25 protein-coding genes are annotated in these 23,604 nt (G+C 71.8%); 8 read left to right on the top strand and 17 right to left on the bottom strand.

The annotated features are described in order from the left end of the window. Nucleotides 1-85 precede the first annotated feature (85 nt). The 5 genes from ABWI04_RS30145 to ABWI04_RS30125 all read right to left on the bottom strand — a co-directional run bounded on the left by ABWI04_RS30145 (nt 86) and on the right by ABWI04_RS30125 (nt 3,681). On the bottom strand, nt 86-523 hold the full coding sequence (locus ABWI04_RS30145) for an NUDIX hydrolase (RefSeq protein ID WP_353834561.1): 438 nt from the start codon (nt 521-523) through the stop codon (nt 86-88). Between the two features lie 59 nt (nt 524-582). After that, the gene (locus tag ABWI04_RS30140) at nt 583-1,632 is read right to left on the bottom strand and encodes a right-handed parallel beta-helix repeat-containing protein (protein WP_353834560.1); all 1,050 of its coding nucleotides are present in this window, start codon (nt 1,630-1,632) and stop codon (nt 583-585) included. 112 nt (nt 1,633-1,744) lie between these two features. After that, entirely contained in the window at nt 1,745-2,338 is a 594-nt protein-coding gene (locus ABWI04_RS30135) for an SUKH-4 family immunity protein (RefSeq protein WP_353834559.1), read from the bottom strand. 82 nt (nt 2,339-2,420) lie between these two features. Then, on the bottom strand, nt 2,421-3,065 hold the full coding sequence (locus tag ABWI04_RS30130) for a DUF6461 domain-containing protein (protein ID WP_353834558.1): 645 nt from the start codon (nt 3,063-3,065) through the stop codon (nt 2,421-2,423). A gap of 124 nt (nt 3,066-3,189) precedes the next feature. Continuing rightward, nucleotides 3,190-3,681 carry a hypothetical protein gene (locus ABWI04_RS30125; protein ID WP_353834557.1) on the bottom strand — a complete coding sequence of 164 codons (492 nt, stop codon included), beginning with the start codon at nt 3,679-3,681 and terminating at the stop codon, nt 3,190-3,192. A 266-nt stretch (nt 3,682-3,947) separates the two neighbouring features. On the opposite strand from ABWI04_RS30125, the gene ABWI04_RS30120 reads away from it, so the two are divergent. Further along, nucleotides 3,948-4,391, top strand: a complete 444-nt coding sequence (locus ABWI04_RS30120; RefSeq protein ID WP_353834556.1) for a hypothetical protein — start codon at nt 3,948-3,950, stop codon at nt 4,389-4,391. Between the two features lie 49 nt (nt 4,392-4,440). Here the strand turns inward: ABWI04_RS30120 and ABWI04_RS30115 are convergent, their stop codons facing one another. Both ABWI04_RS30115 and ABWI04_RS30110 read right to left on the bottom strand, forming a co-directional pair. Next, complete coding sequence (locus ABWI04_RS30115; RefSeq protein ID WP_345178026.1) at nt 4,441-4,794, bottom strand: DUF4190 domain-containing protein; 354 nt, start codon at nt 4,792-4,794, stop codon at nt 4,441-4,443. Between the two features lie 111 nt (nt 4,795-4,905). After that, entirely contained in the window at nt 4,906-5,841 is a 936-nt protein-coding gene (locus ABWI04_RS30110; protein WP_345178024.1) for a helix-turn-helix domain-containing protein, read from the bottom strand. Between the two features lie 125 nt (nt 5,842-5,966). Here ABWI04_RS30110 and ABWI04_RS30105 point away from each other — a divergent pair, with 125 nt between their 5' ends. The 4 genes from ABWI04_RS30105 (at nt 5,967) to ABWI04_RS30090 (ending at nt 10,156) form a co-directional block, all read left to right on the top strand. Continuing rightward, a complete protein-coding gene (locus tag ABWI04_RS30105; protein WP_353834555.1) occupies nt 5,967-6,710 on the top strand; it encodes a class I SAM-dependent methyltransferase in 744 nt (247 codons plus the stop codon). A 139-nt stretch (nt 6,711-6,849) separates the two neighbouring features. Next, on the top strand, nt 6,850-8,346 hold the full coding sequence (locus ABWI04_RS30100) for an alpha/beta fold hydrolase (RefSeq protein ID WP_353834554.1): 1,497 nt from the start codon (nt 6,850-6,852) through the stop codon (nt 8,344-8,346). A 244-nt stretch (nt 8,347-8,590) separates the two neighbouring features. After that, nucleotides 8,591-9,298 carry a sugar transferase gene (locus tag ABWI04_RS30095; RefSeq protein WP_345178178.1) on the top strand — a complete coding sequence of 236 codons (708 nt, stop codon included), beginning with the start codon at nt 8,591-8,593 and terminating at the stop codon, nt 9,296-9,298. Nucleotides 9,299-9,466: 168 nt separating this feature from the next. After that, nucleotides 9,467-10,156, top strand: a complete 690-nt coding sequence (locus tag ABWI04_RS30090) for a class I SAM-dependent methyltransferase (protein WP_353834553.1) — start codon at nt 9,467-9,469, stop codon at nt 10,154-10,156. Between the two features lie 8 nt (nt 10,157-10,164). Here ABWI04_RS30090 and ABWI04_RS30085 read toward each other — a convergent pair whose 3' ends face one another. Further along, a complete protein-coding gene (locus ABWI04_RS30085) occupies nt 10,165-11,427 on the bottom strand; it encodes an MFS transporter (protein ID WP_353834552.1) in 1,263 nt (420 codons plus the stop codon). After that, complete coding sequence (locus tag ABWI04_RS30080; RefSeq protein ID WP_353834551.1) at nt 11,424-11,999, bottom strand: ArsR/SmtB family transcription factor; 576 nt, start codon at nt 11,997-11,999, stop codon at nt 11,424-11,426. Before ABWI04_RS30080 ends, ABWI04_RS30085 begins: the two co-directional genes overlap by 4 nt. A gap of 216 nt (nt 12,000-12,215) precedes the next feature. On the opposite strand from ABWI04_RS30080, the gene ABWI04_RS30075 reads away from it, so the two are divergent. Together ABWI04_RS30075 and ABWI04_RS30070 are read left to right on the top strand one after the other, a co-directional pair. Then, the gene (locus tag ABWI04_RS30075; RefSeq protein ID WP_345178014.1) at nt 12,216-12,644 is read left to right on the top strand and encodes a DUF7144 family membrane protein; all 429 of its coding nucleotides are present in this window, start codon (nt 12,216-12,218) and stop codon (nt 12,642-12,644) included. A gap of 122 nt (nt 12,645-12,766) precedes the next feature. Then, nucleotides 12,767-14,149 (top strand): MFS transporter, encoded by a 1,383-nt coding sequence (locus ABWI04_RS30070; RefSeq protein WP_345178012.1) that lies wholly within the window; start codon nt 12,767-12,769, stop codon nt 14,147-14,149. Here the strand turns inward: ABWI04_RS30070 and ABWI04_RS30065 are convergent. From ABWI04_RS30065 to ABWI04_RS30045, 5 genes are all read right to left on the bottom strand, one after another. Then, nucleotides 14,146-14,550, bottom strand: a complete 405-nt coding sequence (locus ABWI04_RS30065; RefSeq protein WP_345178010.1) for an RNA-binding S4 domain-containing protein — start codon at nt 14,548-14,550, stop codon at nt 14,146-14,148. The genes ABWI04_RS30070 and ABWI04_RS30065 overlap by 4 nt on opposite strands. Nucleotides 14,551-14,562: 12 nt before the next feature. Continuing rightward, complete coding sequence (locus ABWI04_RS30060) at nt 14,563-15,552, bottom strand: 1-acyl-sn-glycerol-3-phosphate acyltransferase (RefSeq protein ID WP_353834550.1); 990 nt, start codon at nt 15,550-15,552, stop codon at nt 14,563-14,565. 1 nt (nt 15,553) lies between these two features. Further along, entirely contained in the window at nt 15,554-16,390 is an 837-nt protein-coding gene (locus ABWI04_RS30055; RefSeq protein ID WP_353834549.1) for a patatin-like phospholipase family protein, read from the bottom strand. Nucleotides 16,391-16,564: 174 nt separating this feature from the next. Further along, complete coding sequence (locus tag ABWI04_RS30050; RefSeq protein WP_353834548.1) at nt 16,565-18,493, bottom strand: glycoside hydrolase family 3 protein; 1,929 nt, start codon at nt 18,491-18,493, stop codon at nt 16,565-16,567. Between the two features lie 489 nt (nt 18,494-18,982). Continuing rightward, nucleotides 18,983-20,017: a PRC and DUF2382 domain-containing protein gene (locus ABWI04_RS30045; protein ID WP_353834547.1), complete on the bottom strand. Its 1,035-nt coding sequence runs from the start codon at nt 20,015-20,017 to the stop codon at nt 18,983-18,985. Nucleotides 20,018-20,443: 426 nt separating this feature from the next. On the opposite strand from ABWI04_RS30045, the gene ABWI04_RS30040 reads away from it, so the two are divergent. Beyond that, on the top strand, nt 20,444-21,412 hold the full coding sequence (locus ABWI04_RS30040; RefSeq protein ID WP_353834545.1) for a matrixin family metalloprotease: 969 nt from the start codon (nt 20,444-20,446) through the stop codon (nt 21,410-21,412). Nucleotides 21,413-21,462: 50 nt separating this feature from the next. Here the strand turns inward: ABWI04_RS30040 and ABWI04_RS30035 are convergent, their stop codons facing one another. The 3 genes from ABWI04_RS30035 to ABWI04_RS30025 form a co-directional block, all read right to left on the bottom strand. Then, nucleotides 21,463-22,023, bottom strand: a complete 561-nt coding sequence (locus ABWI04_RS30035) for a class E sortase (RefSeq protein WP_353834544.1) — start codon at nt 22,021-22,023, stop codon at nt 21,463-21,465. Between the two features lie 110 nt (nt 22,024-22,133). After that, complete coding sequence (locus ABWI04_RS30030; RefSeq protein WP_345177994.1) at nt 22,134-23,150, bottom strand: chaplin family protein; 1,017 nt, start codon at nt 23,148-23,150, stop codon at nt 22,134-22,136. A gap of 197 nt (nt 23,151-23,347) precedes the next feature. Beyond that, nucleotides 23,348-23,604 (bottom strand): hypothetical protein (locus ABWI04_RS30025; RefSeq protein ID WP_353834542.1); only part of this gene is annotated, 257 nt, incomplete at its 5' end.

The raw sequence follows: 23,604 nt of genomic DNA, 5'->3' as shown, positions 1-23,604 counted from the left end.
TTCCTTGGACAGAGGACGGCGCCGTGCGCTTGTCCTTAACCGATGTTCGCTGACTGCCGGTGGGCACCACCCCTGGTACGGCGGTTTAGTGGCGGTTGTTGGTCGTGGTGGCCCATTGGGGGTTGATGCTGTTCAGCCAGGTGTCTTGGTTATCTGCCAGGGGCTGGGTCAGCGGTAGCGGGTGGAAACGGCAGGCGAAGGTCAGGTCGGCGTCGTCTCCATCGCTGCTTACCGTGTGGTTCCATGCGTCTGCGGTGGTTGCGGGCGCTTGAAGGTGAAAGTACGTGGTCCTGCGCGGCTGGTTGGTGTCGGGGTGGGGTTTGTTTTCCACGGCGATTTGGTTGACGACCGTGACGGTGCGCATGCCGGTCTCTTCGAAGACCTCGCGCAGGACGGCTTGTTCCAGATCCTCGCCGGGGTGGACGCCGCCGGCGGGGATCTGGGTGCCGGCTTGGGGCATGCCGACGTGGTCGAAGACGAGGAGTTCGGGTGCGTCGCGATGTCTGATCACGTAAGCGGCCACGCGGATTCTGGGACGGGTCACACGGGCATTGTGCGTCTAGACGTGGTCGGCCGTGAGGGTCATCCGGCGGTGCCTACCATGCTGATGCGCAGGTTGGGGCGGTACCGGTTGCCCGGACCGACCTTGATCGGGTCCGGCTTGCAGGCGCCGCGCTTTCCTCGCTTGTCCCAATCGACGGGCTGGTTCTTGAAGCTCTTCTTGCGGCCGGGGCGGGGGTACACCTTCCCGTATGTGTTGCCGGCGAAGTAGTTGTTCTTCCCGCACACCGGGTCGCGGTCGAACTTGAAGTAGGAGAAGAGGCCGTACCAGCCGGTCGTCTGGAACTTGTTGCCGGTCACCCGGTTTCCGCTCGCACCGTCGCTCGCCCGCACCGGGTCACCGCTGACCTTGTAGAAGGCGTTGCCCGACACGGAGTTCTTTCCAGAGCCGTTGGAGAAGTAGACGCCGTGGATGCGGCTGAGCACCGTGTCGTTCTCCAGGTTCCAGAAGTTGTTCCTCTCGATTTTCATGTTCCACGAGTAGTACATGTGGACGGCGCCGTACCCCTCCGTGCCGGAACCGTATTTGGTCCCGATCCTGCGGAAGGTCATGTCCCGGACGGAACCGCCGCTGATCTTCTTGCGGGTGGCCTTGTCGCCCCTGAACAGGATGCCGCCCGCGGTGTAGTTCTGGATGGTCATGCCGCTGAAGTGGATCTTCGCTGCGCCGGGGCGCACGGTGGCCCAGTATCCGTCGCGGCCGCCGCCGTCGAAGACCACGCGCCCCGTCCCCGACTCGGGCCGGACGGTGAACTCCCCGCCCGCCGGGGCGTAGTCCCACTCGAATTCCTCGTCCTTGTAGGTGCCGCCCTTGACGAGCACCGTGGCCTTGGACGCCCCCTTGTCCTCCAGGATCTTCTCCGCCTCGGCCATGGACGAGGCGGTGTTCCCCCGCTTGGCGGACGTTCCCGCCTTCCCTCCCGGAGTCACATGGACGACGATCTCCTCGGCCTCCTGGGCGCCTATCGACGTCGCCTTCAGAGGCGTGGGGCCCAGCGTCGTCGCCGATACCAGCCCTCCTGCCGTCACAACGGCGGCGGAAAGGCCGATCAGTATTGCGGTCTGGCGCATGGATGCTGCTCCTTGCTTAATCGGTCCCCCGACTGATCAGCAGGAACGCTACGGAGCGCCATGCCCGGTCCCTAGGGCCTTAGGGCCCCGAAAATCGACTCGACGGCCCCAATCAGCGATGCGAGCGGGCTCCCGGGCTGTCGCCTTTGAAGCGCTGGCCCGCGGCGATTTCGTCGCCCACCACCGACCAGACGGTCTCGTCGTCCTGGAAGGGGAGCGGGTCGATGCTGCTCGTCTCCTGACAGATACGCGCGACCTCGCGCTCCAGGCGCTCGAACTCGGCTTCCTCGTCGCCGCTGAAGGTGAACTCGTCGAGCAGGCGTTGGAAACGGAAGGTGACCTGGACGAGAGAGGAGACGTCCGTGTGGAGTTCTTGCGCGGTCTCCTCGTCGGGATCGAAGGCGTGCACCTTGCCGGAACCGGGGTCGAGGGCGAGATGGGCGTTGAGGAGCCAGCCGATGACGGGCCATTCGCCCGCGTCCTCGAAGCCCTCGGTGTTGACGACCTCATGGACGAGGGCCAGCCGACCGGATTCCTCGTCGGGTTCACGCAACCAGAACGTCCCGGTCGGTACGCCGACGGTCTGCAGGAGACGGGCGCCCTCAGTTCCCGCGGCGGAGGGCGGGAAAGCGGTGGCGGGCAGGGTCGCGAGCCGTTCCTCGCCGAAGAAGGTGACGTGTTCGCTGCGGGCGACGTCGAAAAGCATTGCCGAAACTCCGAACTTGGCGGCGGCATGCCGCCGTCGGCCTCTCACTTGAGGAATGCGGTCATGACAGCAGGGGGTGCGGCTAACGGCGGTTCACTTTTGCGAGCAGTTGTGGACGGGTGAACCAGTCGGCGTCGAGGCGCTGCCCGGTCAACGACTCAAGCGTGGCCATCGCGGTCTCCCAGTCCGGGCCCGGGTCGGAACGCTCGTGGAGGTCGAGCAACGCGTCGAGGTGGTCGGTCAGTGCCTCCGGGTCGGTACCCCACCGGTCCAGGGGGCACAGGGTGTCCAGTTCGGTGACCACCGCGCCGTCGACGATGTAGGAGAGCCTGTTGAAGTTGTTGATAGCCCAGAACACCGTGTGAACGGTGGCGTTCTGGCTGAGCCGCCGCAGCGTCTCTTCCTCGGCGGTGTCGGTGCCGAATCCCACGATGATGACCGCGTCGCCGCGCTGCTCAAGGAAAACCGTGTCAGCCAGGTCGTCGTATTCGAGGTTGGAGACGCAATCGGCGGGCCGGTCCGTCGTGATGGCGTCCGGTTCGCCGTGCAATCGGCGTACTACTTCTTCCACGGTCAGCTGCGCCTTGTGAGGGCGCACCACCGTCCACGACAGGTTCTCCTCGATGGAAAAGTACTCCGAGAGGTCGCTCAATCGCTTGAACATCTGCACATAGTGCTCGATCTGCCCAGGTGCAGGACCCGCCATGATGCCCTCCGATACGGCCACTGATCGCTTGACCGTACCGTCGAGGGTTGGGCTGGCGGCGCCCGTCGCTTCGGGGGCGGCTCCAGGCCCCCGGCGTGCGGGGAGGCGTCCATCCGGGTGGAGGGACGCCTCGCGTGTTTTCCGCTCAGTAGATGGTCGGGGTGCCCGTCAGGTTCCAGGTCTTGCCGCCCAGGCCGTCGAGGTTGATGTCGTAGTTCACCGCCCCGTCGGCGCTCCATCCGTAGTTCAGGGAGGATCCGGAGACGGCCCAGCCGCACGAGAAGGCGCTGCTGCTGTTGTTGTTGATCATGTTGGTGAAGTCGCAGGTGTAGGTGTCGTAGACGGAGTCGTACCGCTCCACCCGGACCTTGAGGTCGAAGTTGTCGAACTTGTCGGTCGTGCCGCCTCCACCGCTGAAGGTCCCGTTGGCGACCGCCTGGTGGTAGCCGCCGCTGTCGACGATGCACAGCTTGATGTGGACGCTGACGTTGGTGCCGGGAGTGCCGATCGTGGTGTCCTGCGAGCTGGTGCACTTCTCGGTGTAGGCCATGGCCGGGGTGGCCAGGTAGCCGAGACCGCCTGCGAGCAGGGCGGAGGCGGCCACGGTGGTGGCCAGACGGCGCGTCTTCGTGCGCATGGGGGTACTCCTTGCGAGGGGGCCCGATATGGCCGTAAACGTAACCGAAAACGTCCGGATTCTGACCCGATCTTCCAGTCGCTCACAGGAGCGTGACCCAAGCGATACGGAAGATCGTTTCAAAGTGTTAATCGTTTTCATTGCCGTTGTCGAGCGAAGGCCGTTGAAGCGGAGACGATTGCACGCTGTCGTGACATGGCGCTGCCGTCGACGGCGATCCGTGATCGTCGTATCTCGTCGGGGACGCATCGCGTAGCCTCACCGCCATGGCACGCCCGCGCCGGTCAGCTTGGCTCGCTGTCCTCCTGATCTGCTGCCTCATCGGGGTGTGGTCCTTCGTCTCCAAGGGTCACGCCGCGAAGGAACGAGACGAGGCACGAGCTCGCGCGGCCCTGGTGAGCTACCTGGATCTCGTGCGGGGCCGCAACTGGATGAAGGCCTGCGCCATGCAGGACGACAGCTCCCGGGACTCCGACTGCGAAGCGTTTCTGTCGAGCGGGCCGCGTCTCGTGACCTTCGACGTCGGAAGCGCTCGGTCGACGAGTTGGAACACCGAGGGCACCTTCATCACGTTTCCGGTTTCGCTCATTTACGCTGGTGGCGGCCACGAGTTCATCGAACTCAAGGTCGGCTCCAAGGCCGGCGGTCACGCCGACACCGTCGTCGACGGCCCGTCCCTCCACACCCTTGAACGCCCCTACGACGGATGAACGACGTCAAGGCCCGGCGACCGGCGACGTGAGAGTCGGCGAGCCGGCGTCATCCACTGCCGGCGGCATCGGAGAGCACGGCCAGGCCGGTGATGAGCCCCAGCACCACGACGACCGCCAGCACGCAGACGAGGATCAGCAGCCAGCCCAGGACGATCCCCAGCAGCGCCATTCCGCGCCCGTCCCCGTCGAGGCGGCGGCCCCGGAAGCGGCCGACATGCCCGGCGATGATCGCCGCCAGTGCGGACAGCATCGCCAGACCGACGAACACCGCCGGGTTGATCCAGGCGATGCCCGTGGCGAAGCTCGCCAGTGCCGCGACGCCGAAGCCGGCGAAGAACAGGCTCACCTTCGCCGGCCGGTTGCCGCTCGGTCCGGTTCGCCGCTCCGCGGCACAGCTCATGATCGCCCCCTCGGATCGCTGGGCACCCTACCAGCGGCAACCCTCACCGGCAGGACGCGCCGACGCCCTGACGCGCCGTCGACGAGGCTGGACGCCGACGGCACCGCGTCGTCATGGCCAGGCCCGCTCGGCGCGGCGCCAGCGCTGCGGGGTGACGCCGTAGCGGTTGCGGAAGCGGCGGACGAGATAGGCGGCGTCGCGCAGTCCCGTCCGGGCGGCCACGGCGTCGAGCGGCAGATCGGTCTCGCGCAGCATCCGCCGGACCTCGATCATGCGCCGTTCGGTGATCCATTCGAGGAGGGGGCGGCCGGTACGCCTGCGGAGCACGGTCGTGAGGTGTCCGGGGGTGTAGCCGAGCGCGCGGGCGACGTCCGCGGCGGAGACCGGTTCGCGGAACGTCGCCTCGATCTCGGCGAAGACCCGCTCGACGAGGGGGTCCGGGCCGCCCGGGGCGGCGGGCGCCAGCCGCGCGGCCGCGACCAGGAGCCGGGTGAGCGTGGCGGAGACGGCCTCGCGCGCCCCGAGACGGCTCGGGTCGGCGAGTTCCCCGGCCAGGTCCGCCAGGAGCGCCGACCATCCTGGTCGGTGGGATTCGGCGACCCGAGCGTGCCCCGCGCCAGGGGCGAAGAGGGCCAGCAGGGGGTGGTGCGTCCAGGTCAGCGGGGAGACCGAGGCCAGGGCGGGAACGGCGTCCGGTGTGAACGCCACCGACCACGCGCGGCTGTGGGCGAGTTCGGCGACCTCCGTGACGCCGATGACCTGCCCCGGCGACACGGCATGGACCTCCCCGGTGCGCAGCGGTCGCTCGACGCCTCCGATGGCGACCGAGCCCGCGCCTTCCTCGACGTAGACGAGGACGAGGAAGTCGTGGGCGTGCCGGTGGTCCGGCGGCAGGTCGGCGTGGGCGGTCTCGGCGTCGAAGCGGGTCACCGTGACGGGAGGCAGCCCGGGGCGCTGCTGGTAGCGGTAGACGGGCGTCCCGTCGAACCGTGTCGTGCGCAGCCTCGACGGGGGGCCCAGCGAGGTGCCGACCGAAGAATGTCCCATGACTCCAAAGGTATGTCCTGCTGGTCGGCCGCGAAATGTCCAAGACTTGACGGTGACGGCACCCAAGTCTGCCACCGGCTTCTCGCGGCAGACCCGCCACCGGACGCGCAAAGGGGCACCCACCCATGGACGTACGCATCCTCGACCAGCGAACCCCGGAGGAGCGGGACCGCCCGTTCCTGCCTGGAGCGGGCAAGACCTGGCTCCTCCCGTTCTATGACGTCTTCTCCAGGGTGGTCGGGGTCCGCGCCCTGCACGAGCGCGCCGCCCGGCTCGCCGGCATCGGACCGGGCCAGACGGTGGTCGACGTCGGCTGCGGGACGGGCAACCTGTCGTTCGCCGTGATCGCCGCCCAGCCCGCCGCGCGAGTGACCGGTCTCGATCCCGACGCGGACGCCCTTCGCAGGGCCGCCCGCAAGGCTCGGCGCCGCGGCGTCGACCTCACGCTCGTGCAGGGGTACGCCGACCGTCTCCCCGCCGAGGACGCCTCGCTCGACCATGTGGTCTCGGCGTTGGCCCTGCACCACCTCGACGACGACGGCCGGAGCGCGTTCGCGCGCGCCGCGCTGCGCGCACTTCGTCCGGGAGGAACGGTCACCGTCGCCGACTTCGGCGGGCCCTCCTCCGACGCCGGGGACGAGGGCCACCACGAGCACGGCCACGGCCGTGGCCTCGCCCATGCGCTCCGGCACCTGCCCTGGCCGAAGCGTTCCCAGGGAGCGCACGGCCCGGTCGCGTCCCGTGACCACGGCGACGGCGTCATCGCGCTGCTCGCCGAGGCCGGGTTCGACGACGCCCGGGAGGTCGCGCACGCCGACCTGAGGTTCGGCCGGGTCGCCTTCGTGCGGGCGACCCGCCCCTCGCGCTGAAACGGGCGGGCGACTCGCGGCGGTCGCCCGCGCATCCCGGCCTCGGTGCGCACCGAGGCCGAGTCCCTCTCGGGTATCGGCGGCGGGTTCCCCTTGTGGGACGATGCGCGCTCGGCCAGCGAGCGATCATGCTCCCCGTATGGGACTGATCTTCAGGACGGCGGGCATGCTGGCGACCGCGACCGCCGTGATCGCGTCCGGCGGCATGGCCGCCGGGCAGGCAGGGGCGGCCGGGACGCCGCGGAGCGGGCCGGCCGAGTGCGTGCCGGTGGCACGTGCGGTGTGCGGGACGGTGCGGGTGCCGCTGGTACGGGCGCGTCCCGAACTCGGCGGCACCACCGTGGCCTATGCGCTGATCGGGCACCGCGACACCTCCCGGCCCGTCAAGGGGACGGTGACCATCAACCCCGGCGGTCCCGGCAACTCCGCGATCGCGTCCGCCTCCCAGTACGCGCAGATGTACCGCGCCCTGCTGGAGGACCACGACCTTCTCCTGGTCGATCCACGCGGGGTGAATCGCTCCGACCCGATCGCCTGCGGGGCCCTCGGTTCGCTGCCCTCGACCCGTGACGGCTTCGTCCGGGCGATCGGCGAGTGCGGCCGGACCCTCGGGGCTCGCGGGCGCGGCTACACCTCGGCCGAGACCGCCGACGACATCGACGCCGTCCGCGCCAAGCTGCGGATCGAGCGACTGGACCTGCTCGGAGAGTCCTACGGCACCTACCTGATGACCGTCTACGCCCAGCGGCATCCGGGCCGCGTGCGCTCGGTGGTGCTCTCCAGCGCCTACCCGCTCGACTTCGACATGTGGGCGCGCCCCAACGCGAGCGCCGCCCGCCGGTCGCTGCGGCTGGTGTGCGGGCGCAGCGCCGGCGCCTGCGACGGCGACCGGGTCCTGCGCGACGTCGCGCGGCTCGCGCAGCGGCTGCGCGCACGCCCGGTCCCCTACACGCTGGACGGCCCGCAGCGGCTGCTGGACGACACCGCACTGGCCGCGATCGTCTACGACTCGGCCAAATCGGCCCCCGCCGGGATCGGCGACGTTCCCGCGATGGTCCGCGACGCCCTGCGCGGCGACACCACGGCGCTGGTCGACGCCGCCCGGCGGGTGGCACCGCTGAGCGGGTCGGCGCTCCGCCGAGAGGAGCAGCAGCCCTTCAACCCCGAACTGGCCGCGGCCGTGATGTGCAACGACTACCCGACGCTGTGGAACCGCCGGGCGCCGGTCGCCGCCCGCCTCCGGCAGTTCTCCGCCGGGCGCGCGGCACTGCCCGAGCGGGCCTACTGGCCGTTCGGCAAGACGGCCTGGACCAGCATGAGCTACGACCAGGGCGACGCATGCGTCCGCTGGCCGGACCGCCGCGGCCCTGTGCAGCCGACCGGCGGGCCGTTCCCCGACGTCCCGGTGCTGGTCGTGTCCGGTGACCTGGACGCCAACACCCCGACGGCCGTGGGCCGGCAGGCCGCGCGCCAGTTCCGCCGCGCCGCGGTGGTGGAGGTGCCCAACGTCGGTCACGTGGCCGAACAGGAACCCAGCGGCTGCGTGGCCGCGATCCAGACGGGCTTCATCCGCGACCTGCGGGTCCCCGGCACCTCATGCCTGGCCGACATCCCACCCGCCCCCGTACGGCCCTGACCGGCTCGGAACCCGAACCGGCACAGCGCGGCTTCGGCCTTCAAGGAAGACCCGGTTCGGGAACGATCCGCGATTCCGGCCCAAGCCATTCTGAGCGGTCGCCTCGATATTTCGGTCGGCGTCGCAGTGTGCGGTCGTCCGGAGACTCATGCAGTGACGGACCGGAATAGGTGGCTTCCCCCTCGTCCCGCCGACAGAGTAGGGCTGAAGGAGGGGGCACCTTGATCCTGTGCCCGCAAACGAAATGAAAGAACAAGAACCGCTGCATGCACTGCAGCAGAGGCTCGGGGCGATCCGGGAAACGATCTCGGATCTCCCTGGAGCGAATCTGACCGGACCCGCCTGGACTCTCAGCGCTGAGAAAAGGGCGCTCGACCTGCTGATCGCCACAGCGATCTCCCCGGTGTTCGTGCCAACGGCCGCCGTCGGAGCTTCGCTGATGTTCCTGGAGGACGGCCGTGCGCCGCTCTTCCGCCAGTGGCGGATCGGCAAGGACGGCGTCCCGTTCAGGCTCGTCCACGTCCGGACGATGCGGGACACCCGGGGGACGGACGCGAGCCGCGGCTCCGACGACCCTCGGGCGACCCGCCGCGGGAAAGTTCTGCGCAAGGGCACCTTCGACCAGTTCCTGGAGGTGTACCACGTGCTCCGCGGGCACATGTCGATGGCCAACCCGCGTCCCCTGCTGCGCTTCGACCGGCAGCTGATGAAAGAAGTCCTGCCCTCTTCCGTGTACAGGGAGTGGGACTGGGCGACGACCATCGGCCGGCCCGGCATGTACAGCACGTTCGGGAACAGGAGCATTGGCCTGGAACCGCAGAGTGAAGGGTTCCTGCTTCGGCGGTCGGAGGACGACATCGAGGACGCGCACTGCGCCAGCCTGGAGCGGGACCTGAGAATCCTCGGTGACACGGCGAAGATCGGCTGGTCCTTCCTCAGCCGCGCCTCGTAGGTCACCGGGCGTCGACAGGGAGGGCGCGGTCACCGACCGCGCCCTCCTCACCCTCCGATCACCTGGCCCGGGCGCCGAGCGCGGCGCCGAGGAGTGAGGCGCGGGCTTCCGGCTCCCTGGAAGTAGGGTTGGGGCGTGTTCTCGGCTCGGGGCCCTTCCTTGCGGGAGTTGGCGGTTCAGGCGCTGTCGTCGGTCGAGCGCGGGTACGACCTGCTGGCTCCGAAGTTCGACGAGACGCCCTTCCGGACGCCCGACAGAGTCCTCGACGCGACCGCCGAGGCGCTGCTGCCGTACGGGCCGTTCGGTGAGGGCCTGGACGTGTGCTGCGGCACGGGCGCGGGCATGCAGGTGCTCGGACGGGTGTGCGATGCGCGCAGTGCGGGCGTCGACTTCAGCGCGGGCATGCTCGAACAGGCGCGGCGGGCTCATCCGGAGGCCGGATGGGTGCGGGCCGATGTCCGGGCCCTGCCCTTCGACGGAGCCTTCGACCTGGCGGTCACCTTCGGGGCGCTCGGGCACCTGCTGCCCGCGGAGCGGCCCGCGCTCTTCGGCGGGGTGTACCGGGCGCTGCGGCCCGGCGGGCTCTTCGCCTTCCCCGTGGGGGCGCCGCCGCCCATCATGTCCCGCCTGTACTGGGCGCTGCTCGGGTTCGATCTGGTCATGCGGGTCCGGAACGCGGTGTGGCGTCCCCCGTTCGTCATGTACTACCGGACCTGTCCGCTGAACGCGCTCCGGAGCGATCTGGCAGCGGCCGGGTTCGGGGTGACGACCGTCCCGTTGGCGGCCTTGGGGACGCGTGAGGACGGCAGTCCGCGGGGACGGCTCGTGCTGGCGCGCAAGCCTGGATCGCCGGGCTGAACCCGCGCTCAGCCGGGACTCGACGGGAGGTCTCGGTCGTGGCGGAGGGGGCCTGCCAGGAGCGTCAGCCCTGAGAGCGCCAGCGCGCCCGTAGTGATCCACATGGCGGGACGGACGCCCAGGGCCGTACCCAGTGCGCCGCCCAGCAGGGCGCCGAGCGGAATGGTGCCGTAGCTGACCAGCTGCATGCTCACGGTGATCCGGCCGAGCAGCGGGCGGGGGCTGTAGGCCTGCCGGAAGGTCCCTTTGAGGACGTTGCCCGCGGCGACGCCCGCGGCGATGACGAACCCTCCCGCGAAGGCCGGGAGCAGCCCCGCGCCCGGTGCGGCGAGCGGGACCAGCAGGCCGAACGGCGCGGCGCCCATCTCGGCGGCGAGCAGGGTGCGGGCCGAGCCGAAGCGGCGGGACGGGACGGAGGCCGCGGCCGCGCCGAGGACGGCGCCCAGGCTGGTCGCGGCGGCGAGGACGCCGACCGTGGCCGGGCTGACGCCGACCTCGCGGACGAGGAACACCACCAGGATCGACTGGTACCCGAACAGGCAGATGTTGCTGGCGGCGGAGAACAGGGTCAGCACCCGCAGGTAGGGGTCGCGGGCCACGAAGCGAAGACCCTCGGCGATCTCCTGCCGCAGCGTCCCGCGCCGGTCGCGGGCGGGGCGGGCCTCGCGGGTCCGGATCGCCAGCAGGCAGGCGGCCGAGACGAGGTAACTCGCCGCGTCGAGAAGGACGGCGTTCACCGCTCCCGCGAGGTGGATGACCAGCCCCGCCAGCCCAGGGCCGCCGACCTGGGCGGCGGCCTCGGTCGCCTGCACCCTGGCGTTGCCCGCGGCCAGGTCGCCGCGGTCCAGCAGGGACGGCAGGTAGACCTGGTAGGCCGTCTGGAAGAACACGCCCGCGCAGCCGGCGCCCAGCGCGACGGCCGCCAGGTGGGCGACGGTCAGCCGGTCGAGCCAGGCGGCGGCCGGGACGCTGAGGAAGAGCAGCAGGGCCGAGAGGTCGCAGGCGAGCATCACCGGGCGGCGCGGCAGGCGGTCGACCCAGGCGCCCGCCGGGAGGCCCAGGAGCAGCCAGGGCGCCCAGGCCGCGGCCGAGAGCAGCGCCACCTGGAAGGTGCTCGCGTCGAGGACGGCGACCGCGGCCAGCGGAAGGGCCACGCCGGTGACGCTGCTTCCCAGCCTGCCGGTGGCCTGGCCGATCCAGAGCAGGCGGAAGTCGCGGTGCCCGCCGAGGCCGCCGCGCGCGGGGGCGGAGGCGGGCGGGGCGGTGGTCACGGTTCGGCCGGGACGCCGTGGGCGAACAGGAAGACCGGCTCGCGGGCCTGCCCGTCGTCCGGGACGTCCCGCCGCTCCCACCGGGCGAGCAGGGCGAGGAGTTCCTGTTCCAGCTCGCCCAGTTCGGCGGGCGTGAGGTGCAGCCACGTGTCGGCGGAGAAGGCCGCGCCGTTCCATGCCCCCCGCTGCTCCCGGACGGCGTGCCAGGCGCGGACCAGGCCGATCTGCCGGTCGAGGGCGAGCGAGACGGCCGCGCCGGCCACGGCCTGGCGGGCGGGGTCGTCGTCGAAGTCGCCGGTGACCCAGCGGAGTTCCGGTGCGGCGAGCCGCCACCAGCGTTCGCGGCGGTCCCTGGCGAGTTCCGGCGCCTCGACGGTCAGGCCGGCGGCGGCGAGCACCTTCAGGTGGTGGCTGATGTTGGCCACGGCCTGATCGGTCCGGTCGGCGAGAGTGCTGGCGGTGGACGGGCCGTGGACCTTGAGGACGTCCAGGAGGCGCCGCCGGAGCGGGTGCGACATCGCGGCCAGCACTCGCGAGTCGGTCACCTTGGGCACGTCGTTCGGCTCGGTCATGCGACCATCGTCACATGCACAAGAACTATTGCGCAAGACTTCTTGCACAACATGGGGAGGCCGGACCGCGAAGCCCGGCGGGCGGAGCGGACGGTGGGGGCACACCGCCGCCACATTTGCCTCAAAGGGACGTCAAATAACTGGGCGGCATGGTTTGCCTAATATGCAATAAAGGGGACTTCTCGACATGAACATGCAGCTCGATCGGGAGGTCTCATGACGACGAGGATGACCCACGGGGGCCGATCGGTATCGACGGGCCAGAGCTACCAGCTCTCCGGATGGCTCACCTTCGCGGGAGTGCTCTCCATGGTGGTGGGCGCGTTCAACGTCATCGACGGGGTGGTGGCCTTGTTCAAGGACAGCTACTACGTCGTGAACTCCAACCAGATCCTGGTCTTCAACTTCACCGCGTGGGGCTGGTACTGGCTCGTCCTCGGCGCCCTGCAGGTCGTCGTCGGCGTCGGGATCCTGACCGGGAAGATGTGGGCGCGGGTGGTCGGGGTCGTGTTCGCCTTCCTCGCCGCCCTCGGGCACCTGGCGTTCCTGGCCGCGTTCCCGATCTGGTCGGTGCTGACGATCGCGCTGTGCATTTTGCTGATGTACGCGCTCATCGCCCCGCCCGCCGGGGCGCGCGGAGACTGACGCCGGGGCAGGGCGGACAGCGGAACCCCAGGTCATCACGGTCGCGGCCGGGACATACCCCGGCCGCGCGAGGGCACTAGAGCGCAATGGCACCGGCGTCGGCCCCGCGGCCGTGGAGGCGGATGAGCACCGCGCTGGCGGACCGGCTGGGCGGGAGGCGCCGGGCGCGCGTCGTGGTGCTGATGGCCTGCGTCCTCGCGCTGAACGCGGCGGACACCGGGGTCATCGGGGCGATCGTCCACCAGCTGCGCAGCTCCCTGCACATCGGCAACACGCAGGTCGGGGTGCTGACGGCCGCGCCGGCGGCGGTCGGCGCGATAGCGACGGTGCCGGTGGGGCAGCTCACCGACCGGGTGCGGCGGGTGCCGCTGCTGGCGGGCAGCGTGGTGCTGTGGAGCGCCGCGATGGTCCTCGGGGGGCTGGCGGAGTCGTACGAGTGGCTGCTGGCGTCGCGGGTGGCGCTGGGCGCGGTGACGGCGACGGCGGGACCCACGGTGGCGTCCCTGATCGGGGACCTGTTCCCGCCCGAGGAGCGGGCCGCGACGTACGGGCGGATCCTCGCCGGAGAGCTGGTCGGGGTCGGGTTCGGGCTGCTGGCGGGCGGCAACATCGCCGCGTTCGCGAGCTGGCGGGTCTCGTTCTGGTTCGTCGCGGGCCTGGGGTTCGTGCTGGCCGTGCTGCTGTGGAGGATGCTGCCCGAGCCGGCGCGCGGCGCGCAGGGGACCTCCGGCGGGCGGGGCGGGGAGGAGCTCGCGCAGCGGCAGGTGGACCGGGCGGGCGTGCGCCCGGACCCGCGCAACGTCCTGGCGCAGGACCCCGAGCGGATGACGCTGGCGCAGGCGGCCCGGTACGTGCTCGCCATCCGCACGAACGTGATCATCATCCTGGCGTCCGCGGTCGGCTACTTCTTCTTCGCCGGGATGCGCACGTTCGCGCTGGTCTTCGTGATGGAGCGGTACGCGGTCGGGCAGGGCGGGCTGTCGGCGTTCCTGCCGGTCGCCGGGGCGGCGGCGCTGGCCGGGGTGCTGGTCGGGGGGCGGCTGGCCGACCGGCTCCTTCGCGGGGGGCGGGTGACCTCGCGGGTCGGTGTGCCGGGCGTGGCGTTCGCCGCGTCGGCGCTGCTGTTCCTGCCCGCGCTGCTCACCGACCGGGCGCTGGTCGCGCTGCCGCTGTTCACGCTCGCCTCCGCCGCGCTGGCCGCGGCGAACCCGCCGCTGGACGCGGTGCGGCTGGACGTCGTCCACTTCCGGCTGTGGGGGCGCGCGGAGGCCATCCGGACGATCGTGCGCATGTCCGGGGAGGCGGCCGCGCCGGTGCTGTTCGGCTGGCTGTCGGGGGTCCTCGGGGCGGGCCGGGCGGCGGGCGTCGGCCTGGACCGGGTGTTCCTGCTGGCGCTGATACCGCTGCTGGGCAACGGTCTGCTGCTGCTCAGGGCGCGGCGCGCCTACCCGCGGGACGTGGCGTCGGCGCTGGAGTCCGAACGCCGCTACGCCACCGGCTCCTAGTCGTCCTTCGGGGGCTCGTTCAGGATGCGGTAGCGGTCGAGGACGCGTTCGAGCTCGCGGCGGTCGCGCTTGGTGGGACGGCCCGCGCCGCGCTCCCGGCGGCCGATGGGGATGAGCGCCTCGCGCGGCGGCGGGGGCGGGCTCCTGTCGATCAGGCACTCCTGCGCGACGGGCGCGGACACCCGCTTGCGGATGGTCTTCTGCACGACGACGACGCGCTCCCGCCCGTCGTGGCGGAGCCTGACGACGTCGCCCGGCTTGACCGAGGTGGACGGTTTGGCGCGCTCGTCGTTCACCCGGACGTGGCCCGCCCGGCACGCGGTCGACGCCATCGAGCGGGTCTTCAGCAGCCGCACGGACCAGATCCACAGATCGACCCGCACGGACCCCTCATCGCCCATGCGTCCATGATGTCACTTCGGCGCGGGCGCCCGCTGCGCGCTGATCCACGCGTCCGCGCGCTCCCAGTTCTCGTAGAGCCAGCTGACGCGGGCGTCGCGGTCGCCGGGAACGTCCTCGGCGGGCACGCGCCACCAGCGGGCCCGGACGGGTCCGGTCAGCGGCACGCGCCGCCAGACGTCCCCGGCCGTGGCCATGTGGTCGAGCCCGCAGTGCGCGACGAACACCACGTCGGCGGACGGGGCGGAGTCGAGCGCGGCCAGCACTCCGCCGGGCCGCGGCGGCATCACGTTGCGCATCGCGGCGGCGCGGGCCGCCTCGTCCGCGCGGCGCATCCGGGCCAGCCGGCGGATCGCGCGGCGGCGGCGCTCCGGGGAGAAGTTGCCGCCCTCGGGGAAGATCAGCAGCGCCTCGCCGGGGCCGAGTCCCTCGGCGAGCTCGCCGACGGCGTCCGCGGCGCCGCCCGGGGTGACGAACACGTTCGGGATCCGGTTGGCGGCGATGTCGATGCAGGGGTCGAGCTGGAGCAGCGCCTTCATGACCACCCGGGGGCGGCGCCGGTACTCGGACAGCAGGTGGTGGACGATCAGGAGCGCGTCGCCCGGCCCGGCGTGCCGGCTGAGCACGATCAGGGGCCGGTCGGCGGCCGAGCCGTCCCCAGGGCCGTCACCAGTGCCGTCCCAGGTGCCGTCCACCTCGACGCGCAGGCCGAGCCGCCGCTGCGCGGACGCGTAGAGGGCGCCGACATAGCGGCGGATGATGTCGTAGTGCCGGTCGTCGTGGGTGCGGCGCCGGAGCCACAGCCACCCGCACTCCAGGACGGCCGCCGTCTCCCGCGTCCCCCACGTGAGGCTGAACCAGAGCAGGCGCTGGGCCCGCTTGCGCTCGCGCCCGGCCAGGGACGTCACCACGAAGGCGACCGGGAACAGCACCACGACCAGAAGGGTCAGGACGAACAGCAGGGGCGTGCACACCAGGCGGCGCACGAATCGGGGTGGCAGCATCTCACGCTCGCTCTTTCAGGTAATTCAAAGATGCCTGATAGGCGCGTTCGATGTGAGCCTGGATTCCTGACGCGTTCCTGTAGCGGACCTGGGTGAGGTCGACCCCCGCCTTCTGCGACCTGGCCCCGGCGGGCAGGACGTGGACCGTCAGGCCCTCCGGGAGGTTCGCCATCTCCTCGAAGAACCGGTGCCGGCGCGCGATCTCGAACGCGACGAGGCCGACCTCCCAGGGCCGGCGCGGGGGCGCGAGGTCCCGCTCGATCCGGCCGACGTGCAGGACGTAGATGTCGGTGGCGCCGAGCATCACGGCCCGGCTGACCGGGATGCTGTGGACGAGGCCGCCGTCGTAGTAGTGCCGCTCCCCCACCCGGACGGGCGGCAGCAGCCCCGGCGCGGCCGACGACGCGAGCACGGCCGGGATCAGCGGGCCCTCGGTGAACCAGTGCGCCATCGCGGTCTCGATCCCGGCGGCGACGCACTGGAACGGGATCTCCAGGTCCTCGAACGACGGGACGGGGAGCAACTCGTCCAGCATGCGGCGCAGCGGCTCGTTGGAGTGCAGGTGCGTGCCGGACCGGGCGAGCCTCCACAGCCGGGCGAGGACGGGCGAGCCGAACACGTCGCGGACGGACTCGTCCGACCACAGGCTGGTGAGCCGCTCGACCGCCGCGTCCGGCCCGGCCGCGACGAACACGCCGTTGAGCGCGCCGATCGAGGTTCCGACGACGAGGTCGGGGCGGACGCCGGTCTCCCGCAGCGCCCGGAGCATGCCGACCTCGTGCGCGCCGAGCACGCCCCCGCCCCCGAGGACGAACGCCGTCCGCGGCTCCCGTTCCACCCGGTCTCCCCTTGTGCCGATCCAGCAGCGTGCACCGCCCGTCGGGCGCTGGAGGCAGCCTCACCCATCGGAAGCGGGATAAACCGGGCTTTGGGCGGGCGGGCCGATGACCTGCGGGGCCATGAAGGCAGGGCCGGCCGCCCGAAGGCGACCGGTCCCGCCGCCGGACGCCGGTCAGGGTCGGACGCGGGTCCTCAGGCCGTATCCGTAGGGGAACAGGGGCCGGTAGTCGCGGTCGCCGACGTTGATCGGCTCCTGGGCCTCGCTGCGCGGCCAGGTCACCGGGAGCCTGCCGGTGAACGGGCGCCTGCCGAACAGGACGTCCGCGACGCCCGCGCCCTCGCTGCCGGGCAGCCAGGACATGACGAACGCGTCCGTCTTCGCCAGCTGGTCGGTGACGATCTGCGGGCGCCCCGCGACGTCCAGGACGACGCAGGTTCTGATCGCGGAGCAGACCTTGTCGACCGCGGCCCGGTCGGCGTCGGACAGGTTCAGCGTGTGGCCGTTGCCGACGTCGCCGACGCCCTCCGCGTACGGCTTCTCGCCGACCACCACGATCCCGACGTCGCTGCCGGCGGTCGGCGCCGACGCGTCCCGGCTGTAGGTGACATGGGACGAGTTCTGCCTGATGCCGTCCAGGATCGTCGTGCCCGGGATGATGGGGCCGGACGAGCCCTGCCAGGTGACCGTCCAGCCGCCGGCCTGGTTGCCGATGTCGTCGGCGTTGGCCCCGGCCACGTAGACGCGCCGGTCCTTGCGCAGCGGCAGCGCGTTCCCGGAGTTCTTCAGCAGGACCTGCGACTTGGCGACGGCCTCACGGGCGACCGCGCGGTGCTCGGGCGACCCGATCGTCCCGGCGTTGGAGCGGTCGGTGTACGGGTGCTCGAACAGGCCGAGCTCGAACTTCGCCTTCAGGATGCGGCTCACCGCGTCGTCGATCCGCGACGCCGGCACGCGGCCCGCCCGCACCTCCGACAGCAGCGTCTGGACGAACTGCGGCGTGCTGTAGGGCTCCATGAACATGTCCATGCCGGCGTTCACCGACGTGCGGACCTGCGTGGCGTAGTCGCCCGGGATCTGGTGGATGGCCTCCCAGTCGCTGATGAGGAAGCCGTCGAACCCGATCTTCTTCTTCAGGACGTCGGTCAGCAGCTCCTTGTGCGCGCTCATCTTGACCGGGTCGCCGACGCCGTCCTCCTTCCAGTCCACGCTGGAGAACGAGGGCATGATGCTGCCGACGCCGTACTTCCTGACCGCCACGACGTAGGGCGCGAGGTCGACCGCCTCGAAGTGCTTCCGGTCGGTGACGGTGACGCCCTGGTCGATGGTGTACGTGCCGCTGGTGGAGGAGCCGAACACCGTGTCGCCGTCGCCGGCGAAGTGCTTGGCCGTCGCCAGGACGTGGCGGTTCGTGGCGAGGTCGCTCTTGCGCCGTCCCTCGAAGCCCTCCAGGCCGGTCTCCATCTGGATCACGAGGCGCGGGTCCTCGCCGAAGCTCTCGTAGGCGCGCCCCCACCGCAGGTCGCGGGTGACGCAGACGCAGGGCGCGAACACCCACTGCGGGCCGGTCGCCTTCGTCTCGACGGCCGTGATCTGCTCCTCCCGGCGGACGAGGCCGGGGTCGCGGGTCGCGCCCATCGCGATGTTGTGCGGGAAGACGGTGGCGCCGACGAGGTTGTTGTGGCCGTGCACCGAGTCGACCCCGTACAGGAGCGGGATCCTCAGGCGGGTCGCCAGGGCCTTGGACTGGTAGGCGTCGACCATGTCCGCCCAGCCCGCGGGGGTGTTGCCGGCGGGCGTCGATCCGCCGCCGGACAGCACCGACCCGAGGGCCAGCTTCGTGATCTGGTCGCGGTCGCCGTCGATCGCGCCGCGCTCGGCCTGCGCCATCTGGCCGACCTTCTCTTCCAGGGTCATGCGGCCGAGCAGGTCCTTCACCCGGTCCGCCGCGGGCAGCCGCGGGTTCAGGTACGGGGCCTGCCGGGGGGCGTCGGCCGTGGCGGGCCGCGCCGCGAGGGCCGGCGGAAGGGCGGCGACGGTCGCGAGCGCGACCAGTGATCGCCCGATCCGGGTGGCGACGGCACGTGTGCGGGAGTGTGGCAACTCGTCCCTCCTGGGTCGCTCCGAAGGACGCCGCGCGGCCCGGCGGACCGCGCACGGCCGGACGCCGGGGTCACGGCTCGCCCGGACGGCCGTGACCCCTGCGCCGGCGACGTCATCTGGAACCTCCCCCGCCGCCGGGCGGCTGTCAACGGATCTTCACCGGCCCGGCCGCGGCCTTGTGGAAAACATGGAAGAGGGCTTGACGGGAACTAAGTTCACACGTTGAATCATGGACCGAACAAAGCAGGCCGGACAGGTGGAGGGCACACAGGCCCCACCCGTCCGGCCGCCGTGCTTCCGGGACGCGCGCATCCGCCGGAACATGCCGCAACTCCGGCCCCGTCGGCCACACCTGGCCAGCAGGCGCCGGTGCGGGGACCGGCCGCCGCGAAGCGCCGGAGCGGGTGCCCCGCCGGCCGGCGGGTGAGTATCGACCGGCGGGACGCTCCGCCATCCGGGGTGGTCGGTGTCAGGTCACGCGGAAGGCGTTCACGCCGAGGGCTCGCCGCCCTCCCCGCGCCCCTCGGGACGGGGGCCGCGGGCGCCGTCGTCGCGCGTGACCTCGATGCGCTCCTTGCGGAGCTCGCCGCGGACGGTCTGCTCGTCCTGCACCTGCTCGGTGCGGAGCCGGACGCGCTCGACCGGCACGGTCTCCTTGGAGATGACCGGGCGCTCCTCGTAGAGGATGATCTCCTGGTCCGCCTCGGAGATCGTCACCTCCGGGTCCGGACGGCCGCCGGCGATGGGCTCGCGGTCGATCCGGATCTCCTCGTGCGAGACCGGGATCGTCTGCTCGACCGTCTCGGTCTCGATCCACTTGCGCACCCGGACGCGGCCCGCCTCGTGCCGCTCGGTGCCGATGCGCAGCTGCTCCTCCGACCGGGTGATCTCGGTCATCGGCGCCTCGGCGCCCTCGCGCGCCGACTGGGGCGGCATGGCCCGCCCGCCGGCCCGCTCGCCCGCCGGGCCGCGCTTGCCGCGCTCGGGGTGGACGGCCATTCCCGCGGCGCCCGTGGTCCCCGCGGTCCCCGTCGTCCCGGCGGCCTCGGTGGTTCCGGCCGTTCCGGTGGTGCCCGCGGTCTCGGCGGCGCCCCGCGTGCCGGCGGCCTCGCCCGGCTCGGTGGTGCCGGTCGTTCCCGCCGTTCCCGCGCTCTCGGCCGTCTTCTCGGAAGTGCCCGTGTCCGTCTCCCCGCCCGTGCGGCGGCCGCCCGGGGGACGCACTCCGTAGTGCCTGTACAGGTCCACGATCTGCGCGTGCGACAGGTGCTCGTCGGCGTCGACGTTCGGGGCTCCCTTGATGGTCTCCTTGTCGTAGGGGACCTGCAGGGCGTCCTCGGCCTTGCGGGCCCCGGACAGCGGGACGAAGCTCTCACGCATTCCGAACCAGCCGGTGTGCACGGTCACCCACTCCGGGGAACCGGAGTCGTCGTTGAGGTAGACCTGCTTGACCGTGCCGACCTTCGTCCCATGGGTGTCGGTCACGCTCATCCCCATGAGCTCCCGCACCTGTGTCTGCGTCTGCACGTTGAGCACCTCCGCTTCCGTGAACGCTTCCGGACGGCGGGGGGCCGGGGGGAGGTGGAGCCCGCCTTTCGGTAGCGGTGTTCAGTTGATCCCGAGTTGCCGCGTTACCTGCTGCTTTTCCGGACACGGTCGGTATAAACGCGTTTGCAGAACTATAGGGAACGATTTACCACATATTTACAGCGACCACCCCGCAGTCTCCATCACGCCTTTTCCGACATAAACCCACAAGCAACTCATTAGCGAATGGCACCTTTGTCAAGATGGTGATCATTTTATCCGGGCGCGGTTTTCCCGGCCCCGCTCCGCGCGAAGACTGCGAGGGACGTTCCCACACATCGGAGAACCGATATGCGCGACTTTTCTCGGGCGGGCCGGCGGTCAACGGCGGAGCCGGCCTCACTCGCGGCCCCACGGGCGGCCGCGGTGGCGGCCACGGCGGCGGCGGCGGTTGCGGCCGCCCTGGCGTGCACGGCGTTCACGGACGCCGGGACCGCCGCGGTCCGGCGCCCGCCCAGCTGGTGCAAGCCCGGCGGGACGCTCACCGCCCGCGCGATGCCGCAGAAGATCAAGATCGCCGACTGCGACCTGCGCGGCCGGACGGTGCGCGGCGCGAACGGCCTCACGGCGACCGTCCCGTCCGACGGGACCTCCCTGATCGCGTACGCGCTGCGCACCGACGGGGCCGCCGAGCTGCACATCGGGGTGAACTCCCGGGCGGGTGAGATCACGATCGGTACGCACGGGGACCGGGTGCCGCAGGGCAGGCCGCGCCAGTTCCGGGCGCCGGCGCAGGCGTGCCAGGACGGCGCGTACCGACCCCAGCCCAGCAAGTGGCCGAAGGGCACCGCCGTCCGGTGGAACTACTACGCCGGCACGGCCGGGCTGCCGAGGGAGCCGATCGCCAGAGGCGTGGCCGCCGTCCCCGAGGCCCGCACCGACTGCACGAGCACGGGGCGCTTCACGCCTTCGCCGGACGTGACCGAGAGCTACGCGGGCCAGAGCAGCAGGCCCCCGAACGTGACGAGCTCGGCCGCCTGCGGGACCCGGGACCGGGTCAACACGTTCGGCTGGCTGGCCATGCCGAGCGCCGAGGCGCCCGTCCTCGCGGCGACCTGCACGTGGTTCTCCGGCCCGACGACGGTCGAGACGGACATGGCCGTGCAGGCGCGGGGCAAGCGGTGGTGGACCGGCGGGACGTGCCCGTCCGGGAGCTACTCCGCCGAGGCGGTCGCGGCGCACGAGGCGGGCCACGTCTTCGGCCTCTCCCACGTGGAGGGCGCCGAGCACCGCATGCTCACGATGACGCCGTCCCTCGCGTCCTGCGACAACGGGCCCGCCACGCTCGGCAAGGGCGACTACGACGGGCTGATCGCCCTCTACGGCGGGCGCTGAGCGGCGCGAGCCGCACGCGCCGTCCCAGCGTCCCGCCGCGGGGGCGCGGGTCAGCGCCCGGAGTCCATCCTGCCGACGACGACGAGGCGGCGCCGGTCCGAGCCCTTGGGCGTGCAGGTGACGAGCGTGAGGTACCTGCCGCGGGGCTCGCTGGCCCGCTTGAACGGGACCGGCTCCAGCGCCCGCCGGTCCCGCGGGTCGACGACGCGTCTGGTCCGCACGCGGTAGACGTAGGACCTGCGGCCCACCCGCAGGACGATCCGGTCGCCGCGCCGCAGCCGGTCGAGCTGGAAGAACGGGGCGCGCCAGGTCGTCCGGTGGCCGAGCAGGACGGCGTTGCCCTCCCGCCCGGGGAGCGCCGTCCCCGGGTAGTGCCCGACGCCGCGCCGCAGCACGGCCTCGGTGACGCCCTGCCGGACGCCCATCTTCAGGCCCATCCGCCTGATCCGGATCTGGGCGATCATCGCGCCGGTCCGGGGCCGGGCGGCGGTGGCCGCCGCCGGAGCGGCGGCCGCCGTTCCGGTGGCCCGCGCCCCGGTCACGGCGCCGAGGACGGGCACCGCGCAGCACGCGGCGAGAGCCGCCGCGAACAGGGACTTTCGGTCGAGCATGGCTCCCTCTCCATAGCTCGGGACTCTGCTGGCATGGGAAGGGGCGGCACGTCTGCCGCCCCTTCTCCGCTGTTCATCGGCCGCGGATCGTCATCCAGGCCGACACGTGCTCAGCGCAGGATCGGAGAACCGAGGGTGACGGGCGTGTCCTTGCCCGCGGGCACCTTCGGGCCGATCTGGCCGGGCTTGACGTCCACGCCGGGCACCTTCACCGTGCGCCTGAGCCCGTCCACGAACCCTTTGACGGCGGGCAGGGCGTCCGCGCGGCGGTAGTTCGGGGCGGTCTTCGGCGCGGTGTTCGCGATGCGCTGGCCTTCCGAGCGCATCGTCGAGGGCAGCTTCTTGTGCTTGGCGGCCGGACGGTGCTTGGACGGCTTGTACGGCTTCTTCTTCTTGGGCGTCCGCAGGGTGGGCGGCAGCTCCTTGTGGCCGTGGCCCTCCTCGACGGTCGCCCCGCCCTTGCACTGCGCCTCGGCGAGGCCGAGCAGCGAGACGGCGTTGCCGCACACGTTGATCGGGGCCTTGACCGGGATGTATGCCTGGGTGCCGTTCGCGGCGCCGAAGTTGCCGGCGCTCGTCATCTTCACCTTGGGGTCGCCGTGCCGCTTGACGGACGCGCCGCCCTTGCACGCGGCCTGGGCCGCGCCGAGGATGCCGACGGCGTTGCCGCAGACGTCGACCGGGATGCTGATCGGCGCGAACACCTGGGTGCCGTTCAGCAGCCCGAAGTTGCCGGCGCTGGTCATGTCGACCCCGCCGCGGCCGCCCTCGTGGCCGCCCCAGCCGCCGCCGCCCCAGTCGCCGGCCGTCCGGTAGCCCGAGTCGGCCTGCCGGTGGTTGCTCTTGACGGACGCGCCGCCCTTGCACTGGGCACGCGAGAGCCCGGCGACCGCGATGGCGTTGCCGCAGACGTTGACGGGGATGCTGATCGGCGCGAACACCTGGGTGCCGTTCAGCAGGCCGAAGTTGCCGGCGCTGGTCATGTCGACCCCGCCGCGGCCGCCGTGGCCGCCGCCGAACGACTCGTCGGCGCTGGCCGGGACCGCGGTGGCGAAGGCGGCTCCGACGGCGAGGGCGCTCGCGGCCACCAGAGCGGCGCGGCCGGTGTTCCTGGACCAGATACGCATGATGTGTTGCTCCTGTCGGTTCTTTGCGAATCGGTGGTGATCGGTGGTGATCGCTGCGCGGCACCATCCGGGTGGGCGCAGGACTGGCAGCGGCCAGGCGCGGCCGTTGCGTTTCCGGTAAAGATCGAGGTGAGGGCGCGCGGCGTGCGTCGCACGCGGCCGCCGTGAGCCGGCCGTTCGCGGCCGGACGGGGGTTCCTAGTCGGGGACGACGGAGGGGCCGCCGGGCGCGGCGACGTCGCGCAGCGCCGTGCGGCGGAAGGTGCCCGGGTCGGCGGCGGACGGCGCCGCCGGGTACTGCCGGTTCAGCAGGTCGGCGAACGGGGCGAACGGGTGCCCGCCCGCCGAGCCGCCGCCGCGCGGGGCGTCCTGGCCGGACGGCAGCGCGGGACCGGGCGAGGGAGTGCGGTGGTCGCCGCGGCAGCCCCTGCAGGGCTCGGCGCTCTCGTGCGCCG

This window comes from Actinomadura sp. NPDC000929 (genome assembly GCF_040492065.1).
Classification (GTDB): domain Bacteria; phylum Actinomycetota; class Actinomycetes; order Streptosporangiales; family Streptosporangiaceae; genus Spirillospora; species Spirillospora verrucosospora.
This window is presented reverse-complemented; position numbering and strand designations above follow the sequence as displayed.

What these genes read in the sequence shown, in the direction of transcription:
- ABWI04_RS30140 (WP_353834560.1), bottom strand. Translation starts at nt 1,632, where the DNA reads ATGCGCCAGACCGCAATACTGATCGGCCTTTCCGCCGCCGTTGTGACG.
- ABWI04_RS30135 (WP_353834559.1), bottom strand. Translation starts at nt 2,338, where the DNA reads ATGCTTTTCGACGTCGCCCGCAGCGAACACGTCACCTTCTTCGGCGAG.
- ABWI04_RS30125 (WP_353834557.1), bottom strand. Translation starts at nt 3,681, where the DNA reads ATGCGCACGAAGACGCGCCGTCTGGCCACCACCGTGGCCGCCTCCGCC.
- ABWI04_RS30120 (WP_353834556.1), top strand. Translation starts at nt 3,948, where the DNA reads ATGGCACGCCCGCGCCGGTCAGCTTGGCTCGCTGTCCTCCTGATCTGC.
- ABWI04_RS30115 (WP_345178026.1), bottom strand. Translation starts at nt 4,794, where the DNA reads ATGAGCTGTGCCGCGGAGCGGCGAACCGGACCGAGCGGCAACCGGCCG.
- ABWI04_RS30110 (WP_345178024.1), bottom strand. Translation starts at nt 5,841, where the DNA reads ATGGGACATTCTTCGGTCGGCACCTCGCTGGGCCCCCCGTCGAGGCTG.
- ABWI04_RS30105 (WP_353834555.1), top strand. Translation starts at nt 5,967, where the DNA reads ATGGACGTACGCATCCTCGACCAGCGAACCCCGGAGGAGCGGGACCGC.
- ABWI04_RS30100 (WP_353834554.1), top strand. Translation starts at nt 6,850, where the DNA reads ATGGGACTGATCTTCAGGACGGCGGGCATGCTGGCGACCGCGACCGCC.
- ABWI04_RS30095 (WP_345178178.1), top strand. Translation starts at nt 8,591, where the DNA reads ATGAAAGAACAAGAACCGCTGCATGCACTGCAGCAGAGGCTCGGGGCG.
- ABWI04_RS30080 (WP_353834551.1), bottom strand. Translation starts at nt 11,999, where the DNA reads ATGACCGAGCCGAACGACGTGCCCAAGGTGACCGACTCGCGAGTGCTG.
- ABWI04_RS30075 (WP_345178014.1), top strand. Translation starts at nt 12,216, where the DNA reads ATGACGACGAGGATGACCCACGGGGGCCGATCGGTATCGACGGGCCAG.
- ABWI04_RS30070 (WP_345178012.1), top strand. Translation starts at nt 12,767, where the DNA reads ATGAGCACCGCGCTGGCGGACCGGCTGGGCGGGAGGCGCCGGGCGCGC.
- ABWI04_RS30065 (WP_345178010.1), bottom strand. Translation starts at nt 14,550, where the DNA reads ATGGGCGATGAGGGGTCCGTGCGGGTCGATCTGTGGATCTGGTCCGTG.
- ABWI04_RS30060 (WP_353834550.1), bottom strand. Translation starts at nt 15,552, where the DNA reads ATGCTGCCACCCCGATTCGTGCGCCGCCTGGTGTGCACGCCCCTGCTG.
- ABWI04_RS30035 (WP_353834544.1), bottom strand. Translation starts at nt 22,023, where the DNA reads ATGCTCGACCGAAAGTCCCTGTTCGCGGCGGCTCTCGCCGCGTGCTGC.
- ABWI04_RS30030 (WP_345177994.1), bottom strand. Translation starts at nt 23,150, where the DNA reads ATGCGTATCTGGTCCAGGAACACCGGCCGCGCCGCTCTGGTGGCCGCG.